The sequence below is a fragment of the Streptomyces sp. AJS327 genome (genome assembly GCF_013450295.1).
Classification (GTDB): domain Bacteria; phylum Actinomycetota; class Actinomycetes; order Streptomycetales; family Streptomycetaceae; genus Streptomyces.
Genome location: NZ_SKBR01000001.1, coordinates 310,288 through 336,322, shown reverse-complemented (window position 1 = coordinate 336,322; position 26,035 = coordinate 310,288). Strand labels below are relative to the sequence as shown.

The 26,035-nt window shown below is 74.3% G+C and carries 23 protein-coding genes; 7 read left to right on the top strand and 16 right to left on the bottom strand.

Translation table 11 applies throughout. The features are described 5' to 3' along the window. Positions 1–108: 108 nt before the first annotated feature. Together E0L36_RS01225 and E0L36_RS01220 are read left to right on the top strand one after the other, a co-directional pair. Complete coding sequence (locus tag E0L36_RS01225) at positions 109–1,437, top strand: nicotinate phosphoribosyltransferase (RefSeq protein ID WP_180926992.1); 1,329 nt, start codon at positions 109–111, stop codon at positions 1,435–1,437. 453 nt (positions 1,438–1,890) lie between these two features. Continuing rightward, positions 1,891–2,484 (top strand): nicotinamidase, encoded by a 594-nt coding sequence (locus tag E0L36_RS01220; protein WP_180926991.1) that lies wholly within the window; start codon positions 1,891–1,893, stop codon positions 2,482–2,484. Positions 2,485–2,737: 253 nt separating this feature from the next. Here E0L36_RS01220 and E0L36_RS01215 read toward each other — a convergent pair whose 3' ends face one another. Beyond that, positions 2,738–3,004, bottom strand: coding sequence for a hypothetical protein (locus E0L36_RS01215; RefSeq protein ID WP_308416691.1), 267 nt, complete (start codon positions 3,002–3,004; stop codon positions 2,738–2,740). Positions 3,005–4,225: 1,221 nt separating this feature from the next. On the opposite strand from E0L36_RS01215, the gene E0L36_RS01210 reads away from it, so the two are divergent. Next, complete coding sequence (locus E0L36_RS01210; protein ID WP_180926990.1) at positions 4,226–4,522, top strand: hypothetical protein; 297 nt, start codon at positions 4,226–4,228, stop codon at positions 4,520–4,522. A 541-nt stretch (positions 4,523–5,063) separates the two neighbouring features. Here E0L36_RS01210 and E0L36_RS01205 read toward each other — a convergent pair. Continuing rightward, positions 5,064–5,723, bottom strand: coding sequence for an RDD family protein (locus E0L36_RS01205; protein WP_180926989.1), 660 nt, complete (start codon positions 5,721–5,723; stop codon positions 5,064–5,066). Positions 5,724–5,885: 162 nt separating this feature from the next. Then, complete coding sequence (locus tag E0L36_RS01200; protein WP_180926988.1) at positions 5,886–7,757, bottom strand: RDD family protein; 1,872 nt, start codon at positions 7,755–7,757, stop codon at positions 5,886–5,888. Between the two features lie 380 nt (positions 7,758–8,137). Here E0L36_RS01200 and E0L36_RS01195 point away from each other — a divergent pair, with 380 nt between their 5' ends. Both E0L36_RS01195 and E0L36_RS01190 read left to right on the top strand, forming a co-directional pair. Beyond that, positions 8,138–8,632, top strand: a complete 495-nt coding sequence (locus E0L36_RS01195; RefSeq protein WP_180926987.1) for an SsgA family sporulation/cell division regulator — start codon at positions 8,138–8,140, stop codon at positions 8,630–8,632. A 313-nt stretch (positions 8,633–8,945) separates the two neighbouring features. Further along, positions 8,946–9,311: a hypothetical protein gene (locus tag E0L36_RS01190; protein WP_180926986.1), complete on the top strand. Its 366-nt coding sequence runs from the start codon at positions 8,946–8,948 to the stop codon at positions 9,309–9,311. A gap of 138 nt (positions 9,312–9,449) precedes the next feature. On the opposite strand, the gene E0L36_RS01185 is transcribed toward E0L36_RS01190, so the two are convergent. Then, positions 9,450–10,985 carry an MFS transporter gene (locus E0L36_RS01185; RefSeq protein ID WP_308416588.1) on the bottom strand — a complete coding sequence of 512 codons (1,536 nt, stop codon included), beginning with the start codon at positions 10,983–10,985 and terminating at the stop codon, positions 9,450–9,452. A 97-nt stretch (positions 10,986–11,082) separates the two neighbouring features. Between E0L36_RS01185 and E0L36_RS27290 the strand changes: the two genes are divergently transcribed. Beyond that, positions 11,083–11,763 (top strand): helix-turn-helix domain-containing protein, encoded by a 681-nt coding sequence (locus tag E0L36_RS27290; RefSeq protein WP_258015854.1) that lies wholly within the window; start codon positions 11,083–11,085, stop codon positions 11,761–11,763. Positions 11,764–12,021: 258 nt separating this feature from the next. Here E0L36_RS27290 and E0L36_RS01175 read toward each other — a convergent pair whose 3' ends face one another. Beyond that, complete coding sequence (locus E0L36_RS01175; RefSeq protein ID WP_180926984.1) at positions 12,022–13,389, bottom strand: FAD-binding oxidoreductase; 1,368 nt, start codon at positions 13,387–13,389, stop codon at positions 12,022–12,024. 241 nt (positions 13,390–13,630) lie between these two features. After that, positions 13,631–14,776 (bottom strand): 4-hydroxyphenylpyruvate dioxygenase, encoded by a 1,146-nt coding sequence (hppD, locus tag E0L36_RS01170; RefSeq protein ID WP_180926983.1) that lies wholly within the window; start codon positions 14,774–14,776, stop codon positions 13,631–13,633. A gap of 131 nt (positions 14,777–14,907) precedes the next feature. Between hppD and E0L36_RS01165 the strand changes: the two genes are divergently transcribed. Beyond that, the gene (locus E0L36_RS01165) at positions 14,908–15,408 is read left to right on the top strand and encodes an Lrp/AsnC family transcriptional regulator (RefSeq protein WP_180926982.1); all 501 of its coding nucleotides are present in this window, start codon (positions 14,908–14,910) and stop codon (positions 15,406–15,408) included. 98 nt (positions 15,409–15,506) lie between these two features. Here E0L36_RS01165 and E0L36_RS01160 read toward each other — a convergent pair whose 3' ends face one another. From E0L36_RS01160 to E0L36_RS01115, 10 genes are all read right to left on the bottom strand, one after another. Continuing rightward, positions 15,507–16,349: a S16 family serine protease gene (locus E0L36_RS01160; protein WP_180926981.1), complete on the bottom strand. Its 843-nt coding sequence runs from the start codon at positions 16,347–16,349 to the stop codon at positions 15,507–15,509. A gap of 37 nt (positions 16,350–16,386) precedes the next feature. After that, positions 16,387–17,031 (bottom strand): IclR family transcriptional regulator, encoded by a 645-nt coding sequence (locus E0L36_RS01155; RefSeq protein WP_180926980.1) that lies wholly within the window; start codon positions 17,029–17,031, stop codon positions 16,387–16,389. Positions 17,032–17,428: 397 nt separating this feature from the next. Beyond that, entirely contained in the window at positions 17,429–19,219 is a 1,791-nt protein-coding gene (locus E0L36_RS01150) for a DEAD/DEAH box helicase (protein WP_180926979.1), read from the bottom strand. A 182-nt stretch (positions 19,220–19,401) separates the two neighbouring features. After that, on the bottom strand, positions 19,402–20,559 hold the full coding sequence (locus E0L36_RS01145) for a YeiH family protein (RefSeq protein ID WP_180926978.1): 1,158 nt from the start codon (positions 20,557–20,559) through the stop codon (positions 19,402–19,404). Further along, complete coding sequence (locus E0L36_RS01140; protein WP_180926977.1) at positions 20,559–21,170, bottom strand: cysteine dioxygenase family protein; 612 nt, start codon at positions 21,168–21,170, stop codon at positions 20,559–20,561. Before E0L36_RS01140 ends, E0L36_RS01145 begins: the two co-directional genes overlap by 1 nt. A gap of 231 nt (positions 21,171–21,401) precedes the next feature. Beyond that, entirely contained in the window at positions 21,402–22,307 is a 906-nt protein-coding gene (locus tag E0L36_RS01135; protein ID WP_180926976.1) for a LysR family transcriptional regulator, read from the bottom strand. A gap of 195 nt (positions 22,308–22,502) precedes the next feature. Beyond that, positions 22,503–22,895: a type II toxin-antitoxin system death-on-curing family toxin gene (locus E0L36_RS01130; protein ID WP_180926975.1), complete on the bottom strand. Its 393-nt coding sequence runs from the start codon at positions 22,893–22,895 to the stop codon at positions 22,503–22,505. 4 nt (positions 22,896–22,899) lie between these two features. Then, positions 22,900–23,097, bottom strand: a complete 198-nt coding sequence (locus E0L36_RS01125) for an Arc family DNA-binding protein (RefSeq protein WP_180928515.1) — start codon at positions 23,095–23,097, stop codon at positions 22,900–22,902. 48 nt (positions 23,098–23,145) lie between these two features. Further along, on the bottom strand, positions 23,146–24,891 hold the full coding sequence (locus tag E0L36_RS01120; RefSeq protein WP_258015853.1) for an MFS transporter: 1,746 nt from the start codon (positions 24,889–24,891) through the stop codon (positions 23,146–23,148). 301 nt (positions 24,892–25,192) lie between these two features. Then, the gene (locus E0L36_RS01115) at positions 25,193–26,035 is read right to left on the bottom strand and encodes a transmembrane domain-containing protein (protein ID WP_180926974.1); all 843 of its coding nucleotides are present in this window, start codon (positions 26,033–26,035) and stop codon (positions 25,193–25,195) included.

Below are 26,035 nucleotides of genomic sequence, written 5' to 3'. Positions count from 1 at the left end.
GAAATCTGGGGTATCCTCACAGCCGTCCACGATCACCGCCCACCGGAACAACCCAGTGCGGACCCACGGCCCGACGCGGGCGAGCCAAGCAGAGCGAGGTTGAGGAACGTGAGCACAGCAGAGCCCGGGCTGCCGATGGCCGTCCCGTCGACGGCGCTCTTCACCGACCAGTACGAGCTGACGATGCTCCAGGCCGCGCTGCGCGCCGGAACCGCCGGACGGCGCTCCGTGTTCGAGACCTTCACCCGGCGACTCCCCGAGGGGCGCCGCTACGGGGTGGTCGCCGGGGTCGGCCGGGTGCTGGACGCCGTGGAGAACTTCCGCTTCGACGAGCGGATGCTGGAGTTCCTCCGCGAGCAGCACGTCGTCGACGAGCCGACCCTGGAGTGGCTCGCCGACTACCAGTTCGGCGGGGACATCCACGGCTACCCCGAGGGCGAGGTCTACTTCCCCGGCTCCCCGATCATGCGGGTGGAGGGCACCTTCGCCGAGTGCGTGGTGCTGGAGACCGTCATCCTCTCGATCCTCAACCACGACTCGGCGGTCGCCGCGGCGGCCTCCCGGATGTCGGTCGCGGCGGGTGACCGGCCGCTGATCGAGATGGGCGCCCGCCGCACCCACGAACTGGCGGCCGTGGCCGCCGCCCGCTCCGCCTACCTCGGCGGCTTCGCCTCCACCTCGGTGCTGGCCGCCGGGTACCGCTACGGCATCCCGACCGTCGGCACCAGCGCGCACGCCTTCACCCTGCTGCACGACAGCGAGCGGGACGCCTTCCGCGCCCAGGTCGACTCGCTCGGCGAGGGCACCACGCTGCTCGTCGACACCTACGACGTGGCGGAGGCGGTGCGCACGGCCGTGGAAGTGGCCGGGCCCGAACTCGGCGCCGTCCGGATCGACTCGGGCGATCTGCTGCTGCTCGCCCACCGCGTCCGGCGGCAGTTGGACGAACTCGGCGCGGAGCGCACCCGGATCGTGGTCACCAGCGATCTGGACGAGTACGCCATCGCCTCCCTGGCGGCGGCCCCGGTCGACGCGTACGGGGTGGGCACCCAACTCGTCACCGGCAGCGGTCACCCCACCTGCTCCATGGTCTACAAGCTGGTGGCACGCGCCGACTCGGAGGCGCCGGACGCCCCGCTGCGGCCGGTCGCCAAACGCGCCCTGGGCGGCAAGACCTCGGTGGCCGGGGCGAAGTGGGCCGCGCGGCGACCGGACGCCAACGGGGTCGCCGAGGCGGAGGTCGTCGGCAGCGGCGAGCTGCCGCCCGAACTCGCCCCCCACCTGCTCCAGGTGGAGCTGGTGCGCGGCGGTGAGCCGGTCAGCCGGGAGTCGTTGGCCACCGCCCGCGACCGGCACCGCACGACGCTCAACGGACTGCCGATGTCGGCCACCCAACTCTCCCGGGGCGAACCGGTACTGCCCACCGTCTACCTCTAGCCCGTCCAGCACCCGGCCAACACCCGCCCGGCGCCCGCCCGTTGGGAACCCGACGGGCCCGGGCGGGCGCCCCGGGGCGCGGGCCGTGGACGCGGCGCGTCGGCGCGGGCACGGTGGGGCGGGTGCGCGCCGAATTCCTCAGACCGGTGTTCGAGAGTGGCTGCCGCGCCGGGCCCGGAGTGTCTAGGGTGCGTCTTCGGGTGCGCGCGACACGTTCCCGGCCGCACGTACCGTCGGCACCCGCCGTGACGGTCCGTGTCCGGGGACGTACGTACGGACGTGGCGTCCCGGTCCGGTGGCGGACCGGTGACGCGGCGCACCGGCGGCGCGCGCACGGCACATCCCGGGGCGGTGAACCCGCGCTGACTCCGGGAGGTGCCCTAGGCTCGCAGTGGCTGATCGCCGTGGGCTGACCCCCTCACCAAACCGCCATTCCAGCCGAAAGGTGTGGCCATGCACCGGGCACTGATCGTCGTCGACGTGCAGAACGACTTCTGCGAGGGCGGAAGCCTCGCCGTGGGGGGCGGAGCGGACGTCGCCGCCGCCATCACCGAACTCGTCGGCAACGCCTCCGCCGGATACCGGCACGTGGTCGCCACCCGGGACATGCACGTCGACCCCGGGGACCACTTCGCGGACCAGCCGGACTTCGAGCACAGCTGGCCGCCCCACTGCCGCGCCGGGACCGAGGGGGTGGGCTTCCACCCGAACTTCGCGCCCGCCGTCGCCTCCGGCGTGCTGGACGCGGTCTTCGACAAGGGCGCCTACACCGCCGCCTACAGCGGCTTCGAGGGCACCGACGAGAACGGGACCGGGCTCGCCGACTGGCTGCGCGAGCGCTCGGTGGAGGAGGTCGACGTGGTGGGCATCGCCACCGACCACTGCGTGCGGGAGACCGCGTTGGACAGCAGCCGCTCCGGCTTCCGCACCCAGGTGCTGCTGGACCTCACCGCCGGGGTCGCGCCCGGCACCACCGAGCGGGCGCTGGAGGAGCTGCGCGCGGCCGGGGTGAAGCTCAGCGGCGAGCCCGTGGTGCGCGCCGGATGATCATCGCCGCCTGACCTGCGCCCCCGACACCCCCGGGGAGCCCCTGGCGGCCTCTCGCCGGACGCCCCGTCGTCGCGTCGCGGGCGCGTGCGGCGAGCGGACGGGGTTCCGGGATGCCGGAGCGGACGCCCGGCATCCGGGCCGACGGGCCCAGCGGCCGACGGGGCGGCCCGGGGCACGGGCGTACGGGGACGGGCGGGGGGGGGGAGAGCGGCCGCGCGACCCGGGGAGCCGGGCGCGCGGGCCGACGGGGTCACACGGTGCCGACGCGGAGGAGCGAGGCGATCGGGTGCCAGGACTCCCGGTCGTCGTCCGGCGTGGGCCGCCAGACCAGTCCGTCCGGATGGTGCAGGACCGCGGTGATCTCGTCGGCCGTGGGGGGTTCGGCGTTGCCCCGCAGGTAGATCGCCCGGAGGCCGGTGTTCCTGAGCCTGGTCAGGGCCCGGGACCGGTTCACGGCGTGTACCAGGACGCGCACGCGCGGTTCGTCGCCCACCCGGCGTGGGTCGGCGGCGCGCACGGTGTGTGGCTCGTCGGCCACCGCGGGCCAGCGGCGCGCGGTGCTTTCGGCCACGCCGCTGGTCGAGCGGCGGGCCGGGCGGTTCGCCGCGGCCGAGGAGCCGCCGCGGGGCAGCGGCAACGTCAGCGCGACGATCACGCTGCCGTCCGGCAGCGTGGTGTATCCGCCTCCAGTCATGATCAACCTCTCCCCCGTGACACGTCATTCCGGTGGACTCGTACAGGGCATCTAAGCGCGATCGACTACCTCCCGCCAGGGGGTAACGGGTGATCATGTTTTGACCTGCAACGATGCAAATAAATTGCTTTCGCACACTCCACCCGGGACGCCTAACGGCTGCGCACCCCGCACGGAGAGCGTACACAGACCGGGGAGCCGGACCGCGAGGGTTCCCTTATATCCCTCCTGAGGCATTCCTCACGCACTGACCTTTCGTCGCTTTCACCCCTCTCGCGGGGACCCGTGCCACGACCGCGACCACGGGGGGTGACCACTGCCGCCACACCCCCCGCACACCCGCACAGACCTCGGCAAATACTGCATTATCCCCCCGTTACCGCAGCCCGGTGACCCGGCACCGGCCCCCGGGGCCCGGGGGAACTGACGGCCCAACAGCACGCTCTGGAACCAGAGTTCGGGCCCCCGCGGGGCCCACACCGGGCCGTCCGCGGCCGGAACGGCCCCCCGCCCGCCCCCCGTCGGGCACGACGGCCTCCCAGCGACCACGACACTCCGGGTGACACTTCATCAGATCGCGAAAGCGAACATTTAGCGAACATCCTTCTCGTTGCCCGCCCGGGAGCGCGCGTGAGGTTGGCCGATACCGGCGCACCGGTGGCGCGCGGGCACCACCGATCCCCGTACGGGGGCGGCCCGGTGACCGGTGTCCGGCGGCCGCCCGCGCGGCACGCTCCGGCGCCACCGCCCGGATCGCCCCGGCCGTCCCCCCAAACGCCGCACCGGAAGCCGGCCCCCCACGCCACGGCGTACGCGTGCCGAACGCCACATCCACAGACGGGAGTTGGGGACGGTCCAGGTCATGTGCTCCGGTGCGCCCCTCGTGCATCGGAAGCGTGGGTGAGGTCACGCTTGGCCCGCTTCCGGCCGGGGCATCCGCAACCGTAGAGTCGTTCGACGGAGTGCCCCGCCAGCTCCGCCTGTCGCGTGGCGCCGCGTTCGACCTCCGCTCTCCCCCCGACGTTTCCGAGGACGGATTCCGCCATGCCGCGTCCGACTCCCCTCCAGGCCCTGTTCGGTTCGGCAACCGTCGTCTGTGCGGCGCTCGCTCTGCTGGCACTGACCGAAGCCCGGTCGGTACCCGCGGTCCTGGCCGTCTCCGCAGGCGCGCTCGCCCTGGGGCTGCTGGTCTCCCTCGCCATCCCCGCCCTGCTCACCGCGGGTGCCCGGAGCGGCGGACGGCTGCGCGCCGACGCCGCCCGCCGGGCCGCCGGACTCGCGGCCCGCGCACGGATGGAACAGGGGACGGCCCGCCTCCCCGAACCGTCGCTGCGCCGCTAGCGCCGCCGTACCCGCCGTGCCGGGGCCGGGCGCCCCGGCCCCACCCCGCACGTGTTCGCCCCACGCGGTGTTCCCGCCACGCCCGCCCGTCCGTCCCACACCGCCGCCACGCCCGCCCCGCCGGGCGCCGGATTCGGCGGCTCAACGACCGTACGTCTGGCGGGTGTTGGACGATCCGGATCCGCGCGGAGCACGTCGGCGGGCGGGCCGCCGCGGCGTCACGGCGTCGGCGCCAGCGGTCCGGCCGCTCACCCTTTCCGGTGGCCAGCGCCGCCGTGAGCCCGGTCCACCGCCGCGCTCACGGGGTGCCGGGTGCACGGGGGTTCCCGGGGGCGTGCCCACGGGCCGCTCCCGGGAGGCACCACGGCCCGGCGCGCACGCGGGGCGTTCCGAGGGACCGGGCTCGGGGAGGGAGGGCCGGGGTCCGCCCGCGCGGTCGACTCCGCGTAAGTGACCCCTCCGGTGCCGCCCGACGCCCGCCCCGATCCGGGCGGCGAACCGGCGGCGGACCGGCGACCGGAGCGCGGGCGGACCGGACCGGCTAGCGCGCCTCGACGACCACCGTGCGCGCCGCCTTGTCGTGCACGCACTGCTGGTAGGGCCGGTCCCAGGTGCAGTACAGGACGTTCACCAGCCAGAACAGGAAGCCCAGGCACGGAACGAGCAGCGGGACCGAGTAGAGGGCGGCGCGGAACCAGCCCGGGCCGCCCTGCGGCACCCCACCGTGCTCCAGCATCGCGACGCGGATGTGCATCGCCTTCTTGCCGACGGTCTGTCCGGACTGGGTGAGCATCAGGCCCTCGTACACCAGATAGACCACGATGTAGACGACCTGCGGCCAGTAACCACCGCCGTTGTCGCCCCGGTTGAACCCCAACGGCACCAGGGCCGTCAGCAGTCCGAGGGGGATGCCGATGATCAGCCCGTCGATGATCCGGGCCACCAGCCGCTTGCCCCGGTTGGCGAGCGGCGGCATCCCGGCGAGCGGATCGCCGCCCGGCCCGGGGCTGCCGTACGGGCTGCCGTAGGCGCCCCCCTCGTACGGGCCGCCCGGCGGCGGAGCGCCGTAGGGGTCACCCCGGCCGGGCGGTGGGACACCGTACGGATCGGAGGACCCGCCCGGCCAGGCCCCGGCGCCTCCCTCCGTCCCGCCGGGGGGCGGCTTCCGGTACGGGTCGTTCTCCGGCTGCTCGGTGGTCATGCCCCGAGTCGACCCCGGGCCCCCGGACCCCGCATCCGGCGCGGGGCGTTGGAGCGACCCCCTGGACCGATCGGGTTCCCGCCGGGGTCCCGGCCGGAACTCCCGCGCGTGGTCGCGGGCGACCGGGCCCGGCGGGCGGTCCCCGGAGCGCGGCGCCGTGGCTCAGAGGCGGAGTTCGGTGGAGTCGCCGGTGACGAAGGTGCGGGCCGCCTTGTCGTGCCAGCACTGCCGCCACGGCCGGTCGACGACGCACCAGAACACGTTGACGAGGCCGATCACGGCCAGACCGAGCGTTCCGTACACCAGCCACCGCACCAGCGCGGCGCCGAAGGCCGGGGGCTCCTGCCGCTCCAGGTCCAGCACGGTGACGCCGAGCAGCCGCTTGCCCAGGGTCCGGCCCCAGCGCGCGGTGGGCAGCACCTCGTAGAGCAGGCCGAAGACGAGCACCGCGCCGAGGACGATCGCGAGGTAGCCGCCGGTGGTGCCGTCGACCAGCCAGATCCGCTGGGTCTCCCCGGCCCGCTCCACCGCGTCGATCTTGCTCTGGATGTGGTCGCTCGCCTTCCCCACGAAGGGGAACGCGGCGGCCGCCGCGACGGCCGCCGTGACGACGGCGTCGATCAGCCGCGCGGCGAACCGGCGGCCCAGCCCGGCGGGGCGGGCCTGCCGGGCGGCGGCCGCCTGGAACGGGTCGTCGCCCGGGGGACGCCAGGGGAACGGGTCCGATCCGGAACCCCTCGGCTGGGTCGGAAGCCCGCTCAGGCCGGGCGCGTTGGGGCTGCCCGGAGCCGTGGAGTGGGAGGCGAGGTCGTGCACCTGCTGGGCCCAGGAGGCCGGTTGCTCCTGACCCGACGGGGTGCCAGGGGGGTTTCCGGGACCACCCGGCGCTCCCCCACCCGGGCCTCCCGCACCGCCGCCCGGTCCGCCCGCCCCACCGGATCCGCCCGGTCCGCCCTGTGCCGAGGCGGAGGGTTTGCCGAGCGCGGGCGGCGGGCCCGGGGGCGTACTCCGGCTCGGCGGAACCGGCGTGGGCGTGCCCGGCTGGGTGGGCCGGTCCGCCGCGGAGACCGTCGCGGGCCGCAGGACCTCCGAGCGGCGCAGCCCCACCGTGTGGTCGGGAACGGCCGGTTCGCCCACGCCCGCCGGTCGCCCGGCCTCGCGCGGGGTGGGCGCGCCCACCCCGGGGCCGTTGCCCTGGCCGCTGACGGTCTCCGACCGACGTCCGGGGTCCGCCTCCCGGGCGGCCTCCGCCAGCTCCTCGCGGCTGCGGGCGCGGATGGGGAACGTGCCGTCGTCCGGACCCGGTTCCTCGCTGGCGCCGGTGGGCACGCCCCCCGCGGGTGACCGGGAGGACTCGGCGCGCCGGTCGGCGTTCCGCCGGGGTTCCGCGCTCGCCTGCTGCTCCGCGCGCGCCTGGTGGTCGGTGCCCCACAGTCCGCGCGGGTCGCGGGGGTCGCGCTGGCCCGCCGGGCGGCCACCGTCCGCGGGGTCGGCGGAGCCGCCACCGCGGCCCGCCTCCTGGGCGCCGGAGGCGGTGGCCGGGCCGAAGCCGGACTGGCGGGAGGCGTCCGCGCGCCAGGCGGAGGCCGGTTCGGGGCGCTGCCGGGGAACCGGCAGACCGTCCTCGTCGGGGGTGACGCCGGAGGTGGGCGGGGTCTCGCCGGTGGCGTCGGCGCCGTCGGCGCCGTCGTTCAGGGGGCGGGCGTTCGCGTCCGCCGCCGCGCCGGGGCCGGAGGGGCGGCCGGTCTCACCCGTCGCGTCGGCCGGCTGGGCGATGACGCCGGGGTCGTCCAGGTCGTCGAGGAACACCGGGCCGGTCTCGTCGGTGGAGGGGGCCGTTCCGGGGCCGGGGGCCTGGGCGTCGGCGGAGGTGGGGGGCGCGGGCATGGGCTCGCCCTCCAGCGGCTCGGGGCGACTCGTGCCGGGCACCCAGGAGGATCCGCTCCAGTACCGGATGTATCCCGGGATGGAGGGGTCCGGATAGAAACCGGGGCTGGGGCTGCCGTGGGAGGAGCCAGAGGAGGGCGCGCTCATGATGTGTCCGAGTCCCGTATCTTCTCGACCGTTATATCGGGATGTGTTGCGGTGCACCGGTTCGTCGCCGGACCACCACCGTATCCGCGTCTCCGTGCGTCCAGGGGGCCCTGGCGCGGATCGCGTCCACGTACGTCGAGGTCTCCGGGGTTCGGACGGCGGCGGCTCAGCGGTCGGCTCGGCGCGGGTGCAGGGTCCACATCTACCAGAAGCCGGGGAGGACTTGCCGCTCCACGACGGACCGGCGCGGGGTCCCACCGGAACTTCCACGGAAAGAACGGAAAAAGAATCGCGAAACCGTGTAAGGAACCCGGCACGGCGCCCTCTTGCCAGGTGAGCCCCGCGCGCACGGCACGGGAACTGACCGAAGGGCCACGACCATGGACATCACGGTGGAACGCGAACTCGAACTGCGGCTGATGCTCTCGTCCGGGCGCGGTGTCTCCGTACCGGCTCGGCTCTCCTACCGCACGGACGACCCGTACGCCGTGCACATCGCCTTCCACATCGGCACCAGCACGCCCGTCCACTGGACGTTCGCGCGGGAGTTGCTGCTGGAGGGCGTCTTCCGGCCGACCGGCGAGGGGGACGTGCGGGTGTGGCCCGCCACGGTGGACGGGCGCCCGCTGATCTGCGTCGTCCTCTCCTCACCCGACGGGGAGGCGCTGCTGGAGGCGCCCGCCCCGGCCGTCTCCGCCTGGCTGGAGCGGACGCTCCGGCTGGTCGAACCCGGCACCGAGCGCGAGGAGTTGCGCATGGAGGAGGGGCTGCGGGAGCTGCTCGCCGAGGGCGTGGGGGAGGCGCCGGGCCCGGTGACCGGGACGGTGGACCACGCGGACGCCGCCGAGCGGACCGACGACGACCCGGCCGTCTGAACCATCCCTTCTCCCCTGCCCGCCACGCCGTCCCGTGTCAACGCCCCTCCCCCGCACGACTCCCTCCGTCCGCGCCGGTGCGGACCGGCTCGTCCAGCTGCCGCTGCTCGCCCCGCCGTTCCGGGCACCGCCACGGACGGCGGCGGCAGCGGCGGAACCGGCGCCGGAAGGCGCCGGGCACGGAGGGGTGCCGGAGCCAGTACGGGTGGTCCGGTGCGGGTGGGAGGACGGGCACGGGCGCGAACTCAGGTGTGACGTTGAATTTTTGAACAACTAGCCCCGCACGAAGGGAAATTCGGCCATCATTTTCGCCATGTCCCCGGACGACCGACCGTTCCCCTGTACAGCGGACGAGGAGACCTGCCAGCGCGCGGGCCACCACCTGCGGATGCTCGCGGAACGACTCGACCCACCCTCGTTCGAGCTGCTGTTGAAGGTCATGAGCGGAATCAACAGGGCCTTCGCGCACCGCGACCAGCCCATCGACCTCGATCTCACCCCCGAGGAACGCGCCCTGTACACCCCACGGTTGCAGGAGGAGCTACTCACCCTGCTGGAGCTGTCCCGGCTGCCGCGCTCCCGTGTCCGCACCGAACCGCTCCCCGACACCCCGAACGCCCCTCCCCCTTCCGGGGGTCCGCCGTCTCTTCCCGGGCACGGAGGGGAGCGGGCGAGCTGAGCCGCGCCCGGACGGTGGACGGCACCGGGGCGGGCGGAGAAACCAGGGCGCGGGGAACGCGCCCGGCGCCCCGGTCCGCCAGTACGCGAGTCGGGCGGCCGTCACACCGACGCCAACGCTCCCTGGTGACAGGGGCGTTCAGGACTCGGTGCCGGTCTCCCGCCGCCCGCCGAAGAGCAGCGCGGCCACCGCGCCGAGCGCCATCAGCCCGACCGCGACGAACAGCGCGCTGTCCGCGCCCTCCGCCAGCGCCGCCGCCCGGTCCCCGCCGGGCGCCGAGGTGGCGACGACGACGGTGAGCGAGAGCCCCATCGACGAACCGATGTACCGCGCGGTGTTGTTGGCGCCCGAGCCCATGGCCACCCGCTCCTTCGGCACGCTCTCCACGGCCAGCCGGGGCAGGGCCGAGTTCAGCAGTCCGCTGCCCACTCCCGCGACGGCGAACCCGGACAGCAGCCGGACCCAGGCGTCTCCAGCCACGGCGCCGAGCATGGTGAGCGCGCCGAGCGCGGACACCACGAATCCCAGGGCGAGTTGGTGGTGTGGGGCGAACCGGGCTGGCAGCCGCCGGGTCTGGAGCGCGACCAGCAGCGCGGTACCCGACCAGACGAAGAACGGCCAGGCGGTGGTGAGTTCGGACAGTCCCAGGGACTGCTGGAGCAGCGCGGGGAGGTAGCTGAACAGCCCGATCACCCCGAGGCCGGTGAACAGCGCCCCGCTGGTGGCCACCACGAAGCCGGGGCGGCGCAGCAGCGCGAGGTCGAGCAGCGGCGCCGCCACCCGGCGCTCGGCGTGGACGAATCCGGCCGCCAGCGCCAGGGACGCCGCGAACAGTCCGCCGACCGTCGGGCGCAGCCAGCCGTCCCGGCCCACCGTCAGCGCGGCGAGCAGCGCGGTGAGGGAGAGGCCGAGCAGCGCGGCGCCGAGCAGGTCCGGACGGCCGGGGCGCGGGCTGCGGGACTCGGGGAGGGAGCGGGACGCCGCCGCCGCGAGCGCCAACGCGCCCAGCGCGAACAGCAGATGGGCCAGGCGCCAGTCGAGGCGGGTGAGCGCGGCGGCCACCACCGGGCCGACCGCGATGCCCCCGCTGAGCGCCGCCCCCCAGATCCCGGTGGCCCGTATCCGGGCGGGACCCGCCGGGAAGGTGTGGGCGAGCAGGCCGAGGCTGCTGGCGATGACGGCGGCACCGGCGGCGCCGTGCGCGATCCGCGCGAGGGTGAAGCCGAGCGTGCCGGTGGCGAGCGCGGCGAGCAGCGCGGTGACCGCGAGGCCGAACAGCCCGGCGGTGAAGGCCCGTCGGCGGCCGAAGTCGTCCGCGAGGCTCCCCGCGACCAGCAACAGTGCCGCCAGGCCGAGCGGCATGCCGTTGATCAGCCACGCCTGTCCGGAGACGCCGGTGCCGAAGGAGGCGGTCATGCCGGGCAGGGTGAGCATCGGAGCGGTGTAACTCATCAGGGTGAGGAAGGTCGCGAGGCTGACGACGGTCAGCACCCGGCGGCCGCCTGCCTCCGGGGCTCCGGACCTCGCCGGACCCGGAGGCCCCGGTGCCGCCCTCTCCCGGCGCGAACCCTCCGGGGCGGGCGCCTCGGAGCGGGGGGCGACGACGGCGCGCGAGGCCGCCGGGAGGGTGCTGCGCGCCGGGACCACGTCCTCCGGCTCCACGGTAGTAGCCACCGACGACCTCCTGGGTTCTGTGACTGAACCAGCGATCTGGACCGTACTGTAGCACCACAAGTTCATTGAATGAACCGTGAGTTGGTAGGCTGGGCCCATGGCGCTCAAGAAGGACTACGCGACACAGGACTGCGCGCTGGCCCGCGCCCTGGAACTCGTGGGCGAGCGCTGGACGATGCTGATCGTCCGGGACGCCTTCTACGGCGTCCGGCGCTACAGCGACTTCCTCGCCCATCTGGACATCCCGCGCGCCGTGCTCTCCGCCCGGCTCACCACGCTCACCACGGCCGGAGTGCTGGCCACACACCGCTACAGCACCTCGCCACCCCGGGACGAGTACCTGCTCACCCCGCGCGGGCAGGAGCTGTGGCCCGCCCTCTACGCGCTGCTGACCTGGGGCGAGATCCACGCCTCCCGGCCCGCGCCCCGCCGCCGCCTCTTCCTCCACCGCGACTGCCCCGGCCCCGCACCGGCCCGCCCCGCCCACGACCCCCCGGAACCCGCCGGCGACCGGGAACCCGGCGCCCCGGCGCCAGGCAGACCGGAAGACTGCCCCAACTCCCCAGACAGTGCCGGGACTTCGGACGGAGAGGGGGCGCCGCTCACCGCACACGGGGGCTGCGCCCGCTGCGGCGCCGCCCTGGTGCCGCCCCGGGAGGTGGAGATCCGGCCCGGCCCCGGCGCCGGTGACCCGCACTCCGAGGGCCGGACGGACCCGGTCACCCGCGCCCTCCGGCGCCCGCACCGGCTGCTGGACCCCCTGGAGATCGGCGGCTGAGCCCGGCTGCGGACCAGCCGCCACCGCCACCCGGCCCCGCCACCACCCCCGTCAGCCCGTCAGCCCGTCAGCCCCAAGGACGGTGCTGTCGACGGGAGTTGCCCCGACGGACCGAGGTGGAGTGGATGGGAACGGGGATTCTGGGGGGGGACGGGACGGGAGGGCGTGGACGGCCGCACGGGCCCGGGTGCTCCGGCCCGGACCCGGCCGTGACCGGACCCGACCGTAAGGGCCCGGCCACGGCTCGCGGCTCGCGGCTCAGAAGAGCTTGCCGGGGTTGAGCAGGCCCAGGGGGTCGAAGACCTCCTTGATCTGGCGCTGGGTCTCCAGCCCCACCGGCCCGAGTTCGCGGGCCAGCCACTCCTTCTTCAGGACGCCGACCCCGTGCTCCCCGGTGATGGTGCCGCCCAACTCCAGGCCCAGCGCCATGATCTCGTCGAAGGAGACGCGGGCGCGGCGCGACTCGTCCTCGTCCGAGGCGTCGAAGCAGACGGTGGGGTGGGTGTTGCCGTCCCCGGCGTGGGCGCAGACACCGATGGTGAGCTGGTGCTTCTCCGCGATGGCGGCCGTCCCGTCCAGCATCGCGCCCAACTGGCTGCGGGGGACGCAGACATCGTCGATCATCGTGACGCCCTTGACCCGCTCCAGCGCCACCAGTGCGGTGCGCCGCGCGCTGAGCAGGAGTTCCGACTCGGCGGCGCTCTCGGCGGGCACCACGCCGGACGCCCCGGCCGCCGCGCAGAGTTCACCCACGGCCGCCAGTTCCGGCCCCGGGTCGGGGGCGTCGAAGGCCGCCAGCAGCAGCGCCTCGGTGGTCTCCGGAAGACCCATCCTGGTCAGGGAGTTGACCGCGCGGAGCGTGGTGCGGTCCATCAGTTCCAGCAGCGCCGGAGCGTGCCCCGCCTCCATGATCCGGCAGACCGCGTCACAGGCCGCCTCGGCCGAGGGGAACTCGGCGGCGAGGGCGAGCTGTTCGGGCGGTTTGGGCCGTAGCGCCAGCGTCGCCCGGACGACGACGCCGAGGGTTCCCTCGGAGCCGACGAACAGCCGGGTCAGGTCGTATCCGGCGACGCCCTTCGCGGTGCGGCGGCCGGTGGACAGCAGACGGCCGTCGGCGAGCACCACGTCCAGGCCGAGGACGTACTCGGCGGTGACCCCGTACTTGACGCAGCACAGTCCGCCGGAGGCGGTGCCGATGTTCCCGCCGATGGTGCACTCCTCCCAGCTGGAGGGATCCGGCGGGTAGTAGAGACCCCGCTCGGCGACCTCGCGGGACAACACCGCGTTCACCACGCCGGGTTCGACCACGGCGATCCGGTCGACGGGGTTGATCTCCAGGATGCGGTCCATCCGCAGGAGGGAGAGGACGACGCAGCCCTCACCCGCGTTGGCCGCGCCGGACAGGCCCGTGCGGGCGCCCTGCGGCACCACGGGGACCCGCAGCCGGGTGGCGGTGCGCAGGACGTGCTGGACCTGTTCCACGGTGCGCGGCAGCACCACGGCGGCGGGGGTTCCGGCGGCGCAGAAACTGGCCATGTCGTGTGCGTAGGAGGCGGTGACGTCGGGGTCGGTCAGTACCGCGTCGTGCGGCAGACCAGCGCACAGGCTTTCGATCAACTCACCCATGGGCCCACCCTGACACCGGAGTGGCGCGATGTCTCCGGTGCGTACCGCACCAGTTCGTGAGACTCCGCCCGGCTCGCGGCGGCTCGCGGCGGCGCCCGGCCGTCGGCGGGGCGGCCTGGCGCGGAACGCCGTCCGGCCCCCGCCGGGTGGCTGGCGGAGGCCGGACTCGGCGCCGTGGCACCGCGGTTGGGGCCGAACTCGGCGCCGCGACGGGGGTCGTTCAGGGGCGGCGACCGGCGGGCTAGAGGTTGCCGCGGCGGTCCTGCTCGCGCTCGATGGCTTCGAAGAGCGCCTTGAAGTTGCCCTTCCCGAAGCCGAGCGAGCCGTGGCGCTCGATCATCTCGAAGAAGACGGTCGGCCGGTCCTGCACCGGCTTGGTGAAGATCTGCAACAGGTAGCCGTCCTCGTCCCGGTCGGCGAGGATCTTCAGCTCGCGGAGTTCGTCGATCGGAACGCGGGTCTCACCGACCCACTCGCCCAGCGTCTCGTAGTACGAGTCCGGTACGTCGAGGAACTGCACGCCCGCGGCGCGCATCGCCCGCACCGTGGCCACGATGTCGTTGGTGGCGAGCGCGATGTGCTGGACACCGGGGCCGCCGTAGAACTCCAGGTACTCGTCGATCTGCGACTTCTTCTTCGCGATGGCGGGCTCGTTGATCGGGAACTTCACCTTGCGGGTGCCGTCCGAGACCACCTTCGACATCAGCGCGGAGTACTCGGTGGCGATGTCGTCGCCCACGAACTCCTTCATGTTGGTGAAGCCGAGAACCTTGTTGTAGAAGGCGACCCACTCGTCCATGCGGCCCAGTTCGACGTTGCCGACGCAGTGGTCGATCGCCTGGAAGAACCGGCGTCCGGGGCCCTCGACGAGCGGGGCGGCCGGGACGTAACCGGGCAGGTAGACGCCCTCGTAGCCGGAGCGCTCGACCAGGGTGTGCCGGGTGTCGCCGTAGGTGGCGATGGCCGCGAGCACCACGCTCCCGTGCTCGTCCTTCTCCTCGTACGGGGCCTCCAGGCCCTGGGCGCCGTGCTCCACCGCGTAGGCGTAGGCGGCGCGCACGTCCGGCACCTCGATGGCGAGGTCGACGACGCCGTCGCCGTGCTCGGCGACGTGCGCGGCGAGGAACCGGCCGCGGTCGGTGGTGGGCTTGATGACGGACGTGAGGACGAAGCGGGCGGAGCCCGACTCCAGGACGTAACTGGCGGTCTCCCGGGCGCCGTTCTCCGGCCCGCTGTAGGCGACCAGGCGCATGCCGAACGCCGTCGAGTAGTAGTGCGCGGCCTGTTTGGCGTTGCCTACGGCGAAGACGACCGCGTCCATCCCCTTCACCGGGAAGGGATCGGCCTGCCGGGCGGTGTCGGGAGCTGCGGAGGTTGTCTCAGTCATGTTCGCAGGTTCCCGTCGTTCCACAGAATGAGCAATACTTTGCACATTCACTGTGCATAATGTCTAGCGGTGATCCGGGATCGTCGGGCTATCTGTACAAGCTGCTTAACGCGGGTTCACGGAGGGACGAGATGGGTATCGATCGGCTCGACGGACGGCTGCTCGAACTCCTGGCCGAGGAGCCGAGGATCGGGGTGCTGGAGGCGTCCCGGCGGCTCGGCGTGGCCCGGGGCACCGTCCAGGCGCGCCTCGACCGGCTCCAGGCCACCGGAGTCATCCGCGGCTTCGGGCCCGAGGTCGACCCGGCGGCGCTCGGCTACCCCGTCACCGCCTTCGCCACCCTGGAGATCACCCAGGGCCAGGGGGCGGACGTCCGGGCGCACCTGGCCGCCATCCCCGAGGTGCTGGAGCTGCACACCACCACCGGCCAGGGCGACATGCTCTGCCGTCTGGTCGCCCGGTCCAACGCGGACCTCCAGCGGGTGATCGACCTCGTGCTGGGTTTCGCGGGGATCGTGCGGGCCTCCACCGCGCTGGTGATGGAGAACCCGGTGCCGCTCCGGATCGTGCCGCTGGTCCGGCAGGCGTCCGGCGGCCCGGCGGCCGAGCCGCCGAAGCGACGGAACGGCTGACGTCCCCGGCGGCCCGCACGGCCGCCCGGACATCCGGTCGCACCGGGCAGCCGGATCTCCGGGACCGGCCAACTGCCGTGGCCGGGCGGGGCGTTCGGTCAGCAGCGGGGGACGGAACCGCCCTCGCGCAGGGCCTTCAGCGCGTCCAGCGCGCCGTCCAGCGTGGTCACCGGGATCAGCCGCAGACCGTCGGGCCGTTCGGCCTGGGCGTCCTCGCACTCCCGCTTCGGCACCAGGAAGACGCTCGCCCCGTCGGCGCGCGCCGCCTGCGTCTTGAGCGGCACGCCACCGACCGGGCCCACCTTCCCCGAGGCGTCGATGGTGCCGGTGCCCGCGATGGTGCGGCCGCCCGTGAGGTGGCCGCCGCGGCCGTCACCGTCGATCTTGTCGATCACCCCGAGCGCGAAGAGCAGGCCCGCGCTGGGTCCCCCGACGTCGTCCAGGCGCAGGGAGACGTCCACGTCGCCGGGGCTGAGGCGCAGTTGGCGCAGCGCCGCGCGGACGGCGTCCTTCTGCGAGGTGCGCATCTCCTTCTCGTTGTGCCGCTCGATCTCGTCCGGGTCGTCACCCACGGGGTAGACGGCCTCCCGGGGCATCACCGCGCGGTCGGTGGCGAACCAGCCGCTCACCACGTCGCCCAGCCGCACCGTCTCCTGCGGGGTGGTCACGCCGATCGTGGTCATCAGCAGTTCGCCGTCGTCCCCGCGGTCGCGCTTCGCCTCGTCGCCCTTCGGTCTCTCCACCGTGATCACCGGTTTCCCGCCGCTCTCGCCCAGCACGTCCTCGGTGATGCCGGGCTCGGCCAGCGCGAACGGGAGCGGCGCGAGGGCGCCGACGGCGAGCAGCCCCGCCACGGGTACGGCGCAGAGCGCGAGGGTTCGCGTCCGCGCGTCGCCGAAACGGAGACGGGAGCTGAGGCGGCTGCGGCTGGGAGACGTCACCCGTGCAATCTAAACGATCGGGAACGGACACCCGAGTTCACCTCAGAGCATCCGCCGCCTCCTGCGCCGCCCGCACCACGCGCTCGCCCACCTGATGGGGTACGGAATCAGCCAGCATCACGACACCCACGCTGCCCTCCACCCCGCTGACGCCGAGCACCGGGGCCGCGGCGCCGCTCGCGCCCGCCTCCAACTCGCCGTGCGTCAGGACGAATCCGGGTCCCCGCTCGTCGTCCGGCAGCCGCCCGGCCAGGATGGCCCGGCCCGCGGCTCCCCGGTCCAGCGGGTGCCGGAAGCCGGTCCGGTAGGCCACGTGGTAGTCCGTCCAGCTGGGCTCCACCACCGCGACCGCCAGCGCCTCGGATCCGTCGACCAGCGTGAGGTGGGCGGTGGCGCCGACGTCCTCGGCGAGGGAGCGCAGCGCGGGCAGCGCCGCCTCGCGCACCAGCGGGTGCACCTGCCGGCCGAGCCGCAGCACGCCGAGTCCGACCCGCGCCCGGCCGCCGAGGTCCCGCCGGACCAGAGCGTGCTGTTCGAGCGTGGCCAGCAGCCGGTAGACGACGGTGCGGTTGACGCCGAGCTTGGTGGACAGCTCCGTCACGGTGAGGCCGTGGTCGGTGTCGGCGAGCAGTTTCAGGACCCGCAGGCCCCGGTCGAGCGTCTGAGAGGTCTCCGCTGTCACGACGCCCCCCTCCCTGGTGAGTGGCGGCCGACGCGGGGTGTGCGCCTGGGGCCGCACAGCTCGGGAAGCCGCCGGTCGCGGTGCCATGGGCACATACGGTGGGCGTCCCCCGGCTGAACGCCACCGACCGCGCTCCGCGGCATCCATGCCACGGGGCGTATGTGACCGGAAACTTAGCGATCGGCACCGCTGACCGGAAGGGTCTGTCCAGAATCCGGTCAGCAAGTGACAGGTTTCCGTGGACCGCCCCTCGACGAGCGGACCGAGATCCGCACCTCCGCGCGGTCCCGGACGCACACCTCCTCCGGGAACCCCTTCCCGCACCCCGCCGGACACCCCGCGAAGCCGGGGGCGGAGGAATCGGGCGAGGGAGGGCGGGGAGCGACACGGGGGCGCGTCAGCGCATGCGGGTGGCCCACTCCTGGACCTTGGCGATGCGCTGCTCGATCTGCCCCGCCGACGCCTCCGCGCTGGGCGGGCCGCCACACACCCGGCGCAGCTCGTTGTGGATCACGCCGTGCGGTTTGCCGCTCTGGTGCACATAGGCGCTGACCAGGGTGTTGAGCTGCTTCCGCCGCTCCAGCAGCTCCTTGTGGGTCACCACCGGACGCCGTTCCGCCGGAAGCTCCAGCAGGTCCGCCTCGTCGTCCGGCTTCTTCCTGCTGTGCGCGATCTGCCGGGCCTGCCGCTTGCGGAGCAGCATCTGTACCTGGTCCGGCTCCAGCAGGCCCGGAATGCCCAGGTAGTCCTGTTCCTCCTCGCTTCCCGGGTGCGCCTGCATCCCGAAGTCGGCGCCGTCGTAGGTCACCCGGTCGAAGACCGCGTCGGACTCCAGCGCCTCGAAGGACAGCTGGTCGTCCTCGCCGTCCGGCTCGTTCTGCTCCCGCTCCGCCTCCTTGAGGAGGTCGGCCTCCTCGGCGTACGGGTCCTCCGACTCCTTCCGGGGCCGGTCGAGCACGTGGTCCCGCTCGACCTCCATCTCGTTGGCGAAGGAGAGCAGCGTGGGGATGGTCGGCAGGAAGACCGAGGCGGTCTCCCCGCGCCGCCGGGAGCGGACGAAGCGGCCCACCGCCTGCGCGAAGAACAGCGGGGTCGAGACGGTGGTGGCGTAGACGCCCACCGAGAGGCGCGGCACGTCCACGCCCTCGGAGACCATGCGGACGGCGACCATCCAGCGGTCCGTGGAGTGCCGGAAGTCCTCGATGCGCTGCGAGGCCCCGGTGTCGTCGGAGAGCACGACCGTCGGCCCCTCGCCGGTGACCTGGCGGATCAGCTTCGCGTAGGCCCGGGCGGAGTCCTGGTCGCTCGCGATGACCAGCCCGCCCGCGTCCGGGACGGCCTTGCGGACCTCGCTCAGCCGCTGGTCGGCGGCGCGCAGCACGGCGGGCATCCACTCCCCGCGCGCGTCGAGCGCGGTGCGCCACGCCTGGGACACCGCGTCCTTGGTCATCGGCTCACCGAGCCGGGCCTCGATCTCGTCGCCCGCCTTGGTCCGCCAGCGCATGTTGCCGCTGTACGACAGGAAGATGACCGGCCGCACCACCCCGTCCCCGAGGCCCGCGCCGTAGCCGTAGGTGTAGTCCGCCACCGAACGCCGCAGCCCCTCGGCGTCCTCCGCGTACTCGACGAAGGGGATGGGGTTGGTGTCCGAGCGGAACGGGGTGCCCGTCAACGCCAGCCGCCGGGTGGCCGGTTCGAACGCCTCCTGGCACGCCTCGCCCCAGGACCTGCTGTCGCCCGCGTGGTGGATCTCGTCCAGGATCACCAGCGTCTTGCGCTGCTCGACCCGGTTGCGGTGCAGCATCGGCCGCACCCCGATACCCGCGTAGGTCACGGCGACCCCGTGGTACTCCCGGTTCAGCGGACCGGCGCTGTACTCCGGGTCGAGCCGGATGCCGATCCGCGCCCCCGCCTCGGCCCACTGCTTCTTCAGGTGCTCGGTGGGCGCCACCACGGTGACCTGCTGGATCACGTGGTGGTGCAGCAGCCAGGAGGCGAGCGTCAACGCGAAGGTGGTCTTCCCCGCGCCGGGGGTGGCGACGGCGAGGAAGTCCCGGGGCTGCCGCTCCAGGTAGTGGTCCATCGCCGCCTGCTGCCAGGCCCGCAGCTTGCCCGCCGTGCCCCAGGGCGCGCGGCCCGGGAAGGCGGGCGACAGGTGGTGGCTGGTGGTCGTCGGGTTGCTAGTCACGGTCTCCGGGGGCCGCTTGCGGGGTGCCGGTCGGGTGCCGGAGCGGCACCGGCACGACGCGCCAGCCTACCCGGCCCGCCCGGCGGTCCGAGGGGCGGCCGGGAGCACCTGCGCCCCCTCGCCCCCGCCTCGCCCCCGCCCGCGCGGGACCCTCCCCGGGAGGCCGGATGGGCGGGGCCGGGTCAGGTGGTGAGCAGTACGCCGCCGTAGGAGACCCCAGCGATGACGATCCAGGAGCAGAGCCCGAGCAGCGCGAGACGTCCCCCGGTACGGGCCAGCGAGGGCAGGTGCACCGCGCTGCCCAGCCCGAACAGGGCGGCGGCGAGCAGCAGTTCCTGACCGGTCGAGGCGAGGTCCAGCCCGGCCTGGGGCAGCAGCCCCGTGCTGCGCAGCCCGACCATCGCCACGAAGCCGAGCACGAACAGCGGCACCAGCGGCGGCCGCCGGACCCCGGCGTCCCCGTCGGCCTCCCCCGCTCCGCCCGGCTGGTGCGCGCGCCGGTCCGCCCGGCGCCGCCGGACGGACACCACGACCGCGGCCACCAGTGGCGCGAGCATCAGCACCCGCATCAGCTTGACGAGGACGGCGTCGCCGAGCGCGTCCGGTCCGGCCGTCTGCGCCGTGGCCACCACCTGGCCGACGTCGTGCACCCCGGCGCCCACCCAGCGGCCGAACTGCCCGTCGTCCAGGCCCAACGGCTGCTGGAGCAGCGGCAGTACGGCGATGGCGAGGGTGCCGCAGAGCGTCACCAGCGCCACCGAGGCGGCCACGTCCCGCTCCTCGCTCCGCTTGGCCTCGCTGACCGCGCCGATCGCGGACGCCCCACAGATCGAGTACCCGGTGGCGACGAGCAGCGGCTGGTCCCCGGGGAGCTTGAGGCGGCGGCCCAGCCAGAGGGTGCCCCCGAAGGTCGCGGCCACCACGGCGGCCACCATGACGACGGTCGCCCAGCCGAGGCCCAGCACGTCACCGAGCCCGAGCTTCAGCCCGAGCAGGACGATCCCGAGCCGCATCAGCCGCTTCCCGGCGAGCGAGAGCCCGGGCCGTCCCACGCCGCGCACCAGTGCGCGGGCACCGGGCAGATGGGCGGCGAGGATGCCGAGCAGCACCGCCGCCGTCAGCATCGGAACGCCGGGGACCAGCAGGTGCGTCCCCCAGGCCAGCCCGACGCCGAGCAGCGCCAGGCCCAGCCCGGGCAGCGGACCGGAGGGGCGCGCTCCCCGCGCTCCCCGCGTCCCGCCGTCCGCGTCCCCCGCTCCGGGCGCCGCCTTGTCACCGGGGCGACCGGGCGGCGGCACGGAGGCGGTGGCGCCGCCCGGCTGACCGTCCAGGAGCGCCATCAGCGATCGGCGGGCAGGTCGTAGACGCGCCGGACGCTGCTCCCGAGGCGGGAGATGTCGGCGCCGTAGATGTGCAGGGAGATCGCCTTCTCGGTACAGGCGTTCCACACCCGGTGGATGTCGCCGGGCGGGGCGAAGCCGCACACCGCGCCGGTGGGGTTGCGCACGTCCTCGGTGGCTATCAGCCGGGCGGCGCCCCCCGCCTCCTCGGCGGGCAGCAGCCGGTAGCGCCGCTCGTGCTCCTCGCCCTGGTGGACGCCGGTGACGCACCAGGACACGTGGTCGTGGATCGAGGTGTGCTGGCCCGGCAGCCAGACGAGCCCGACGAGGGAGAAGCTGCCGTCCCGCTCGGCGTGCAGCAGGTGCTGCCGGTAGCGGTCCGGGTCTCCGGCGCGCTGCTCCTCGGTCAGCAGGCCGGGATCGCCGAGGTACGGCGCCAGGCGCTCACCGACCAGGTAGGCGGTGACGTCCGGGGGCAGCCCCCGGTCCACCACCTCGCGCACGTCCGCCACGAGCGCGTCCATCCGCTGGGTGCGCTGAGCCTCGGGGGCGGCTCCGGGGGCGGCTCCGGTCCGGGAGGCGCCGGTGGTCTGCTCAGTCGTCGCGGCCATACGTCCAGGCTGCGGGCGTCGACCTATCACGTCCAACGCGGATTTCTTCCGTATCCCCCAAGTTCCGCTTATGGACGCGCACTCCAGCACGCCCCCGCCGATCCCCCCGGACGCCCGGAGCGCGCGCGGACGGAGAGCGCGGGACGGGCGGGCGCGAGGCAGGGGGTGCGCGGGCGCGTGCGGGGAGGGGGCCGGTCGGCGAGGCTCGCCCGGTCGACCGGGCTTCCGAGGTCAGCAGCCCTGACGGTGCGCGGCGACGGTCTTCAGCTCGTCCAGCACCAGCGCGGTGGCGGGGATCTCCAGGTGCTCGGCCAGCACGTAGGCGGAGACCTGCCGCCGCGAGGCCGGATCCAGCGGACGCCCCGCGATCTTCCGGTGGGCCAGGAAGGACAGCACCAGCCCGGGCATCATCGCTATGCCCAGCCCCTCGGCGACCAGGCTCTGCACCACCAGGTTGTCGTCCGTGGTGAAGGCGATGTCCGGGGCGAAGCCCAACTCGGCGCACTCGTGCAGGAAGTTCGCGCGGCAGCGCAGACAGCCCGCGATCCAGCGTTCCTCGGCCAGCTCGGCCAGCCGCACCGCCCGCCGCCCGGCCAGCGGATGCCCGGTCGGCAACAGCACCATCAACTGGTCCTCCAGCAGCGGGACCTCCACCAGCCCGTCCGGCACCTGCTCCCGCAGCCCCGGATAGGTGAAGGCGAGCGTGATGTCGCACTCCCCCCGTTCCAGCCGGCCCAGCGACTCCGGCGGCTCCTCCTCCTGGAGCTCCACCCGCACCCCCGGGTGCTCCGCCGCCAGCCGCGCCAGGGCCTCCGGCACCAGGGTCGCGCCCGCGCTGGGAAAGGCACACACCCGCACCCGCCCGGAGCGGAGCCGGGTGATGGCGGACATGTGCTCCTCGGCGGTGGAGATGGCGCCCAGGATCACGCCCGCGTGCCGGGCCAGCGCCTCCCCGGCCTCGGTCAGCCGCATCCGGCGCCCCACCCGGATGAACAGCGGGGTGCCCACGGACCGCTCCAGCGCCCGCATCTGCTGGGTGATCGCGGGCTGGGTGTACCCGAGGGCACGCGCCGCGGCCGAGTACGAGCCGACCCGGACGACCTCGTGGAAGGTACGGATGTGCCGCGAGTCGAACATGAGGGCACCATAAGCGCTTTTTGGGGAACCGCACACATGCCCGCAGCCGCCCTTTTCGGTCAGCCCCACCCCGCTTTCGGCCAGCCACCCGAGACCGCCCGGACGCACGGGGGCGACGGCCGGAGCCCCCGGCGGACCGGACCCGGATCAGGGGCGGCCGGACCGGAGGCGGCCCGGGCCCGGATCAGGCCGGGATCAGGCCCTCCCGATCGGTTCCCGCAGTGCCCGCAACCCCTCCGCGATCACCTTCACCTCGTCCACCCGCCCACCGGCGACGGAGACGACCAGGTCGTAGGCGGCGTCCTGGCGGACGCCCACCATCTCCACGCCGTTGATATCGAGGAACACGACGGTGCACATCCAGGCCATCCGCTTGTTGCCGTCCACCAGGGGATGGTTGGCCGCGATCGACTGGAGCAGGGCCGCCGCCTTCTCGAACACGTCCGGATACGCCGGCACGCCGAACATCTGTGCACGCGGGCGGTGCATCGCGGATTCCAGCAGTCCGAGGTCGCGCACCGCCACTTCCCGGCCCTGACAGGCGAGCTCGGCGAGGTCCAGGCCCTCCTGGACCGTCAGGAACTTCATCCGGCTACTCCCCCAGCCTCCGCAGCAGCTCCGCGTGCTCCGCCGCGTACTTGGCCCCCAACGTACGGACGGTCGCCCGGTCCGTCTCCTCCACCAGGTAGCGCTCCACCGCCTGCACCACTATCGCGTGCATGCTCCGCCCCTCCTCCTCCGCCCGCTGCTGGAGCGCGGTCCGTACGTCCTCCGGGAGTCGCAGATTCATAGCCATGCCTCCCACGGTACCTCGACTGGTACCACTCTGGTACCGGAATCAGGGGCGGCCGGATCGGAGGCGGCCCGCCACGACCACGCCCGCCGCCGCGACGCTCGCGGAGATCAGGTACACCGCGAGGAACGCGCCGGGCCGCGCACCCCCCGCCGAGCGGGCCGCGTCGGCGGCGTCGTGCCCCACCCCGCCCGCGGCACCGCCGCCGAGCGCGCCGAAGGCGGCGCCGGTGGCGGCCAGGAGCAGCACGTTGGAGAGGCTGTCGGAGGTCTGGAGCGCGGCCGAGTTCCGCCCCGTCTCCTCGGGGGCGGACAGCCGCAGCAGCAGCACGCTCAGCGAGGAGATCACCAGGCCCATTCCGAAGCAGGCGGTGGCCATGGCCAGCAGCAGCGTCCAGACCGGCACCCAGTCCAGCAGCACGCTCGGCGCGACCGCGACGCCGCCGGTCACCAGCGTCATGCCGATCCGTACCAGCCGTTCGCGGTGCGGTTCCATCGCGCTCCGGGACTGGGTGAAGGACCCGATGGCCCAGGTGATCCCGCCCGCCGCCAGCGCCAGTCCCGCCGTGGTCACCGACATCCCCCGCTGGGTGACGAGCATCAGCGGGACGAAGCTCTCCGCGACGATGAAGGAACCGGCGGCCATCCCGCGCAGCAGCACCACGGCGGGCATCCCGCGCGCCGCCCGGTAGGTGCCGCGCGGCAGCAGCCGCAGCACCGCCGGGACGAGCAGCGCGGCGCCGAGCACGGCGAGCGGCAGCGCGCTCACCCGCGGCCCCTGTCCCGCGTACTGCAACAGCGCGGCCCCGGCGGCGACGGCCAGCGCGAGCCGGATGCGGCGCAGGTCGAAGGGGCCGGGCGCGGCACCGTCCGGTGGGCCGGAGGCGACGCGGCGCAGCGGCGGCAGCATCATCGCGAGCGGCAGCGCCACCAGCAGCGGGATACCGAGGAACACCCAGCGCCAGCCGACGTGTTCGGTGACGGTGCCGGAGATCAGCGGGCCCACGATGGACGGCACCACCCAGGAGGCGGCGAAGGCCGCCATGACGGTGGCCCGGAGCCGTTCCGGGTAGGCGCGGCTGACGCTGACGTAGAGCGCGACGATGACCAGTCCGCCGCCGACGCCCTGCACGGCCCGGCCGAGGATGAAGGTCCACATGCTGGTGGCGGTGCCGGAGAGCAGCAGGCCGACCCCGAAGGAGCCGATGCCGGTGGCGAGCGGGGCCAGCGGTCCGGCCCGGTCACACCACTGCCCGGAGGCGACCATGCCGACCAGCGCCGTGGTGAAGTAGGCGGAGAAGGCGTACGCGTAGAGCGAGACGCCGTTCAGCTCGGAGGCGGCGGCGGGCATCGCGGTGCCGACCGCCATGGCCTCGAAGGCGATCAGCAGCACGACGGAGACGATGCCGAGGGTCAGCGCCCGGTAGCGGCGGCTCAGCACCCCGTCCGCCGGACCCTCCGGTTTCCCCGGGTCCTGGAGGGTCCGCGCGGCCCGCGCGGTCCCGGGCGGCTGGGGGTTCGTCCGGCCCCCGGACCCGCCGCTGGAGCCGGGGCCGGGGCCGGAACCGGGGTGGGGAGCACCGCCGAGTGCGGGGGTTCCCGGTTCGGCCGGTGCGCCGCCGGGGGTGTCTCCCCGGGTCGGCGGGGGGACGGCGTCCGGGGTGGCCAGCTCCGGAACGGGGGCCGCGGGTGTGCGGGGGTGGGCGGCGCCGTCGGCGTCGGGGGGCATGCCTCCCACGGAGCGGCGTTCGCCGTCCTGACCCGGGTCCCGTGCCTCGTCGAATGGCGTCATGCGCCCAACGGTAAGGGCCACGTTCCGGTTACGCCCCTGTCTTTTGGACCGGTCCGCGGCTCAGCCCCGAGAACTAGGCCCGGGCCCGGGCCCGTTCGCCCACCGGCCGCCCCGAGGGCGTGTGCCACCGGGCCCGGGTGCGCGGGGGCGGGGACACGCGCGTGCCCGGGTTCACGGGTGCGGGGGCTCGCGGGTGCCGCCGTCCGGAGAGCCCCGTCGCCCCGTCCCCGGCCCGGGGGCACCGGGGTGCCGGGGTGCCGGGGTCGGAGAACGGGGCGACGGGGCCGGGTGGCGCGGGTGGTCAGTTGCTCATCGCCCGGGCCCAGTCGAGTTCGACCGACGCCGCACCGTCGTCCCACCTCACGTTGACGCTGTCCCTGGCGGTCTCCGTCACGGTGCCGCTGACCACGTCCTTGCTGCCACCGGCGCTGCCGGTCTTGCTGCACTGGAGCCTCAGCTTGACCTGCTTGCTCCCCCGGTCGTCGCCGGTGCCGGTGCAGGTGCCCCGGTCCGAGGAGTCCAGGTAGGAGATGCTGCGCTGGCCGGTGCTGAGCTTGTTGCCGATGCCCATCGTCCGGACCTTGCCGCCCTCGGTGGTCTGCCAGATGCCCTTCAGGCCCTCGCCGGTCGGGCGCTCCTTGTCGTCGTCGAAGTCGGCGCCGGGAGGGCTGGGGGTGGGCCGGTTGTCGCCGCCGGGCACCTCGGTCGGGATATCGGTGGGGGTGGGCGGCGGACTCGGAGTCTTCGGCTCGTCGGGGCCGTCCGGTTCCTTGGACTCCTCGACGGTGGCGTCGGCCTTCGGCTCGTCACCGCCGTCGTCATCGTCGTCGTTGAGCAGGAAGATGCCGCCGCCGACGAGGAGGGCCACGGCCACCACCCCGCCGACTATCGCGGCGATCTTGCCGCCCGAGGGGCCGTTCGACGGCGGCGGGAACCCGCCGTACGGCGGGCCTCCGGGCGGACCTCCGTAGGGCGGCTGCCCGGGCGGCGGGGCGCCGTAGGGCGGCTGGCCACCGTCCGGGGTGCCGAAGCCCGGCTGTCCGCCGGGGGGCGGGGCACCGTACGGTCCGCCGGGGGGCGGTGGCGGCGGCTGCTGCGGAGGGCCGAACCCTCCCTGCGGCGGCTGGCCGGGCGGCTGCGTCAT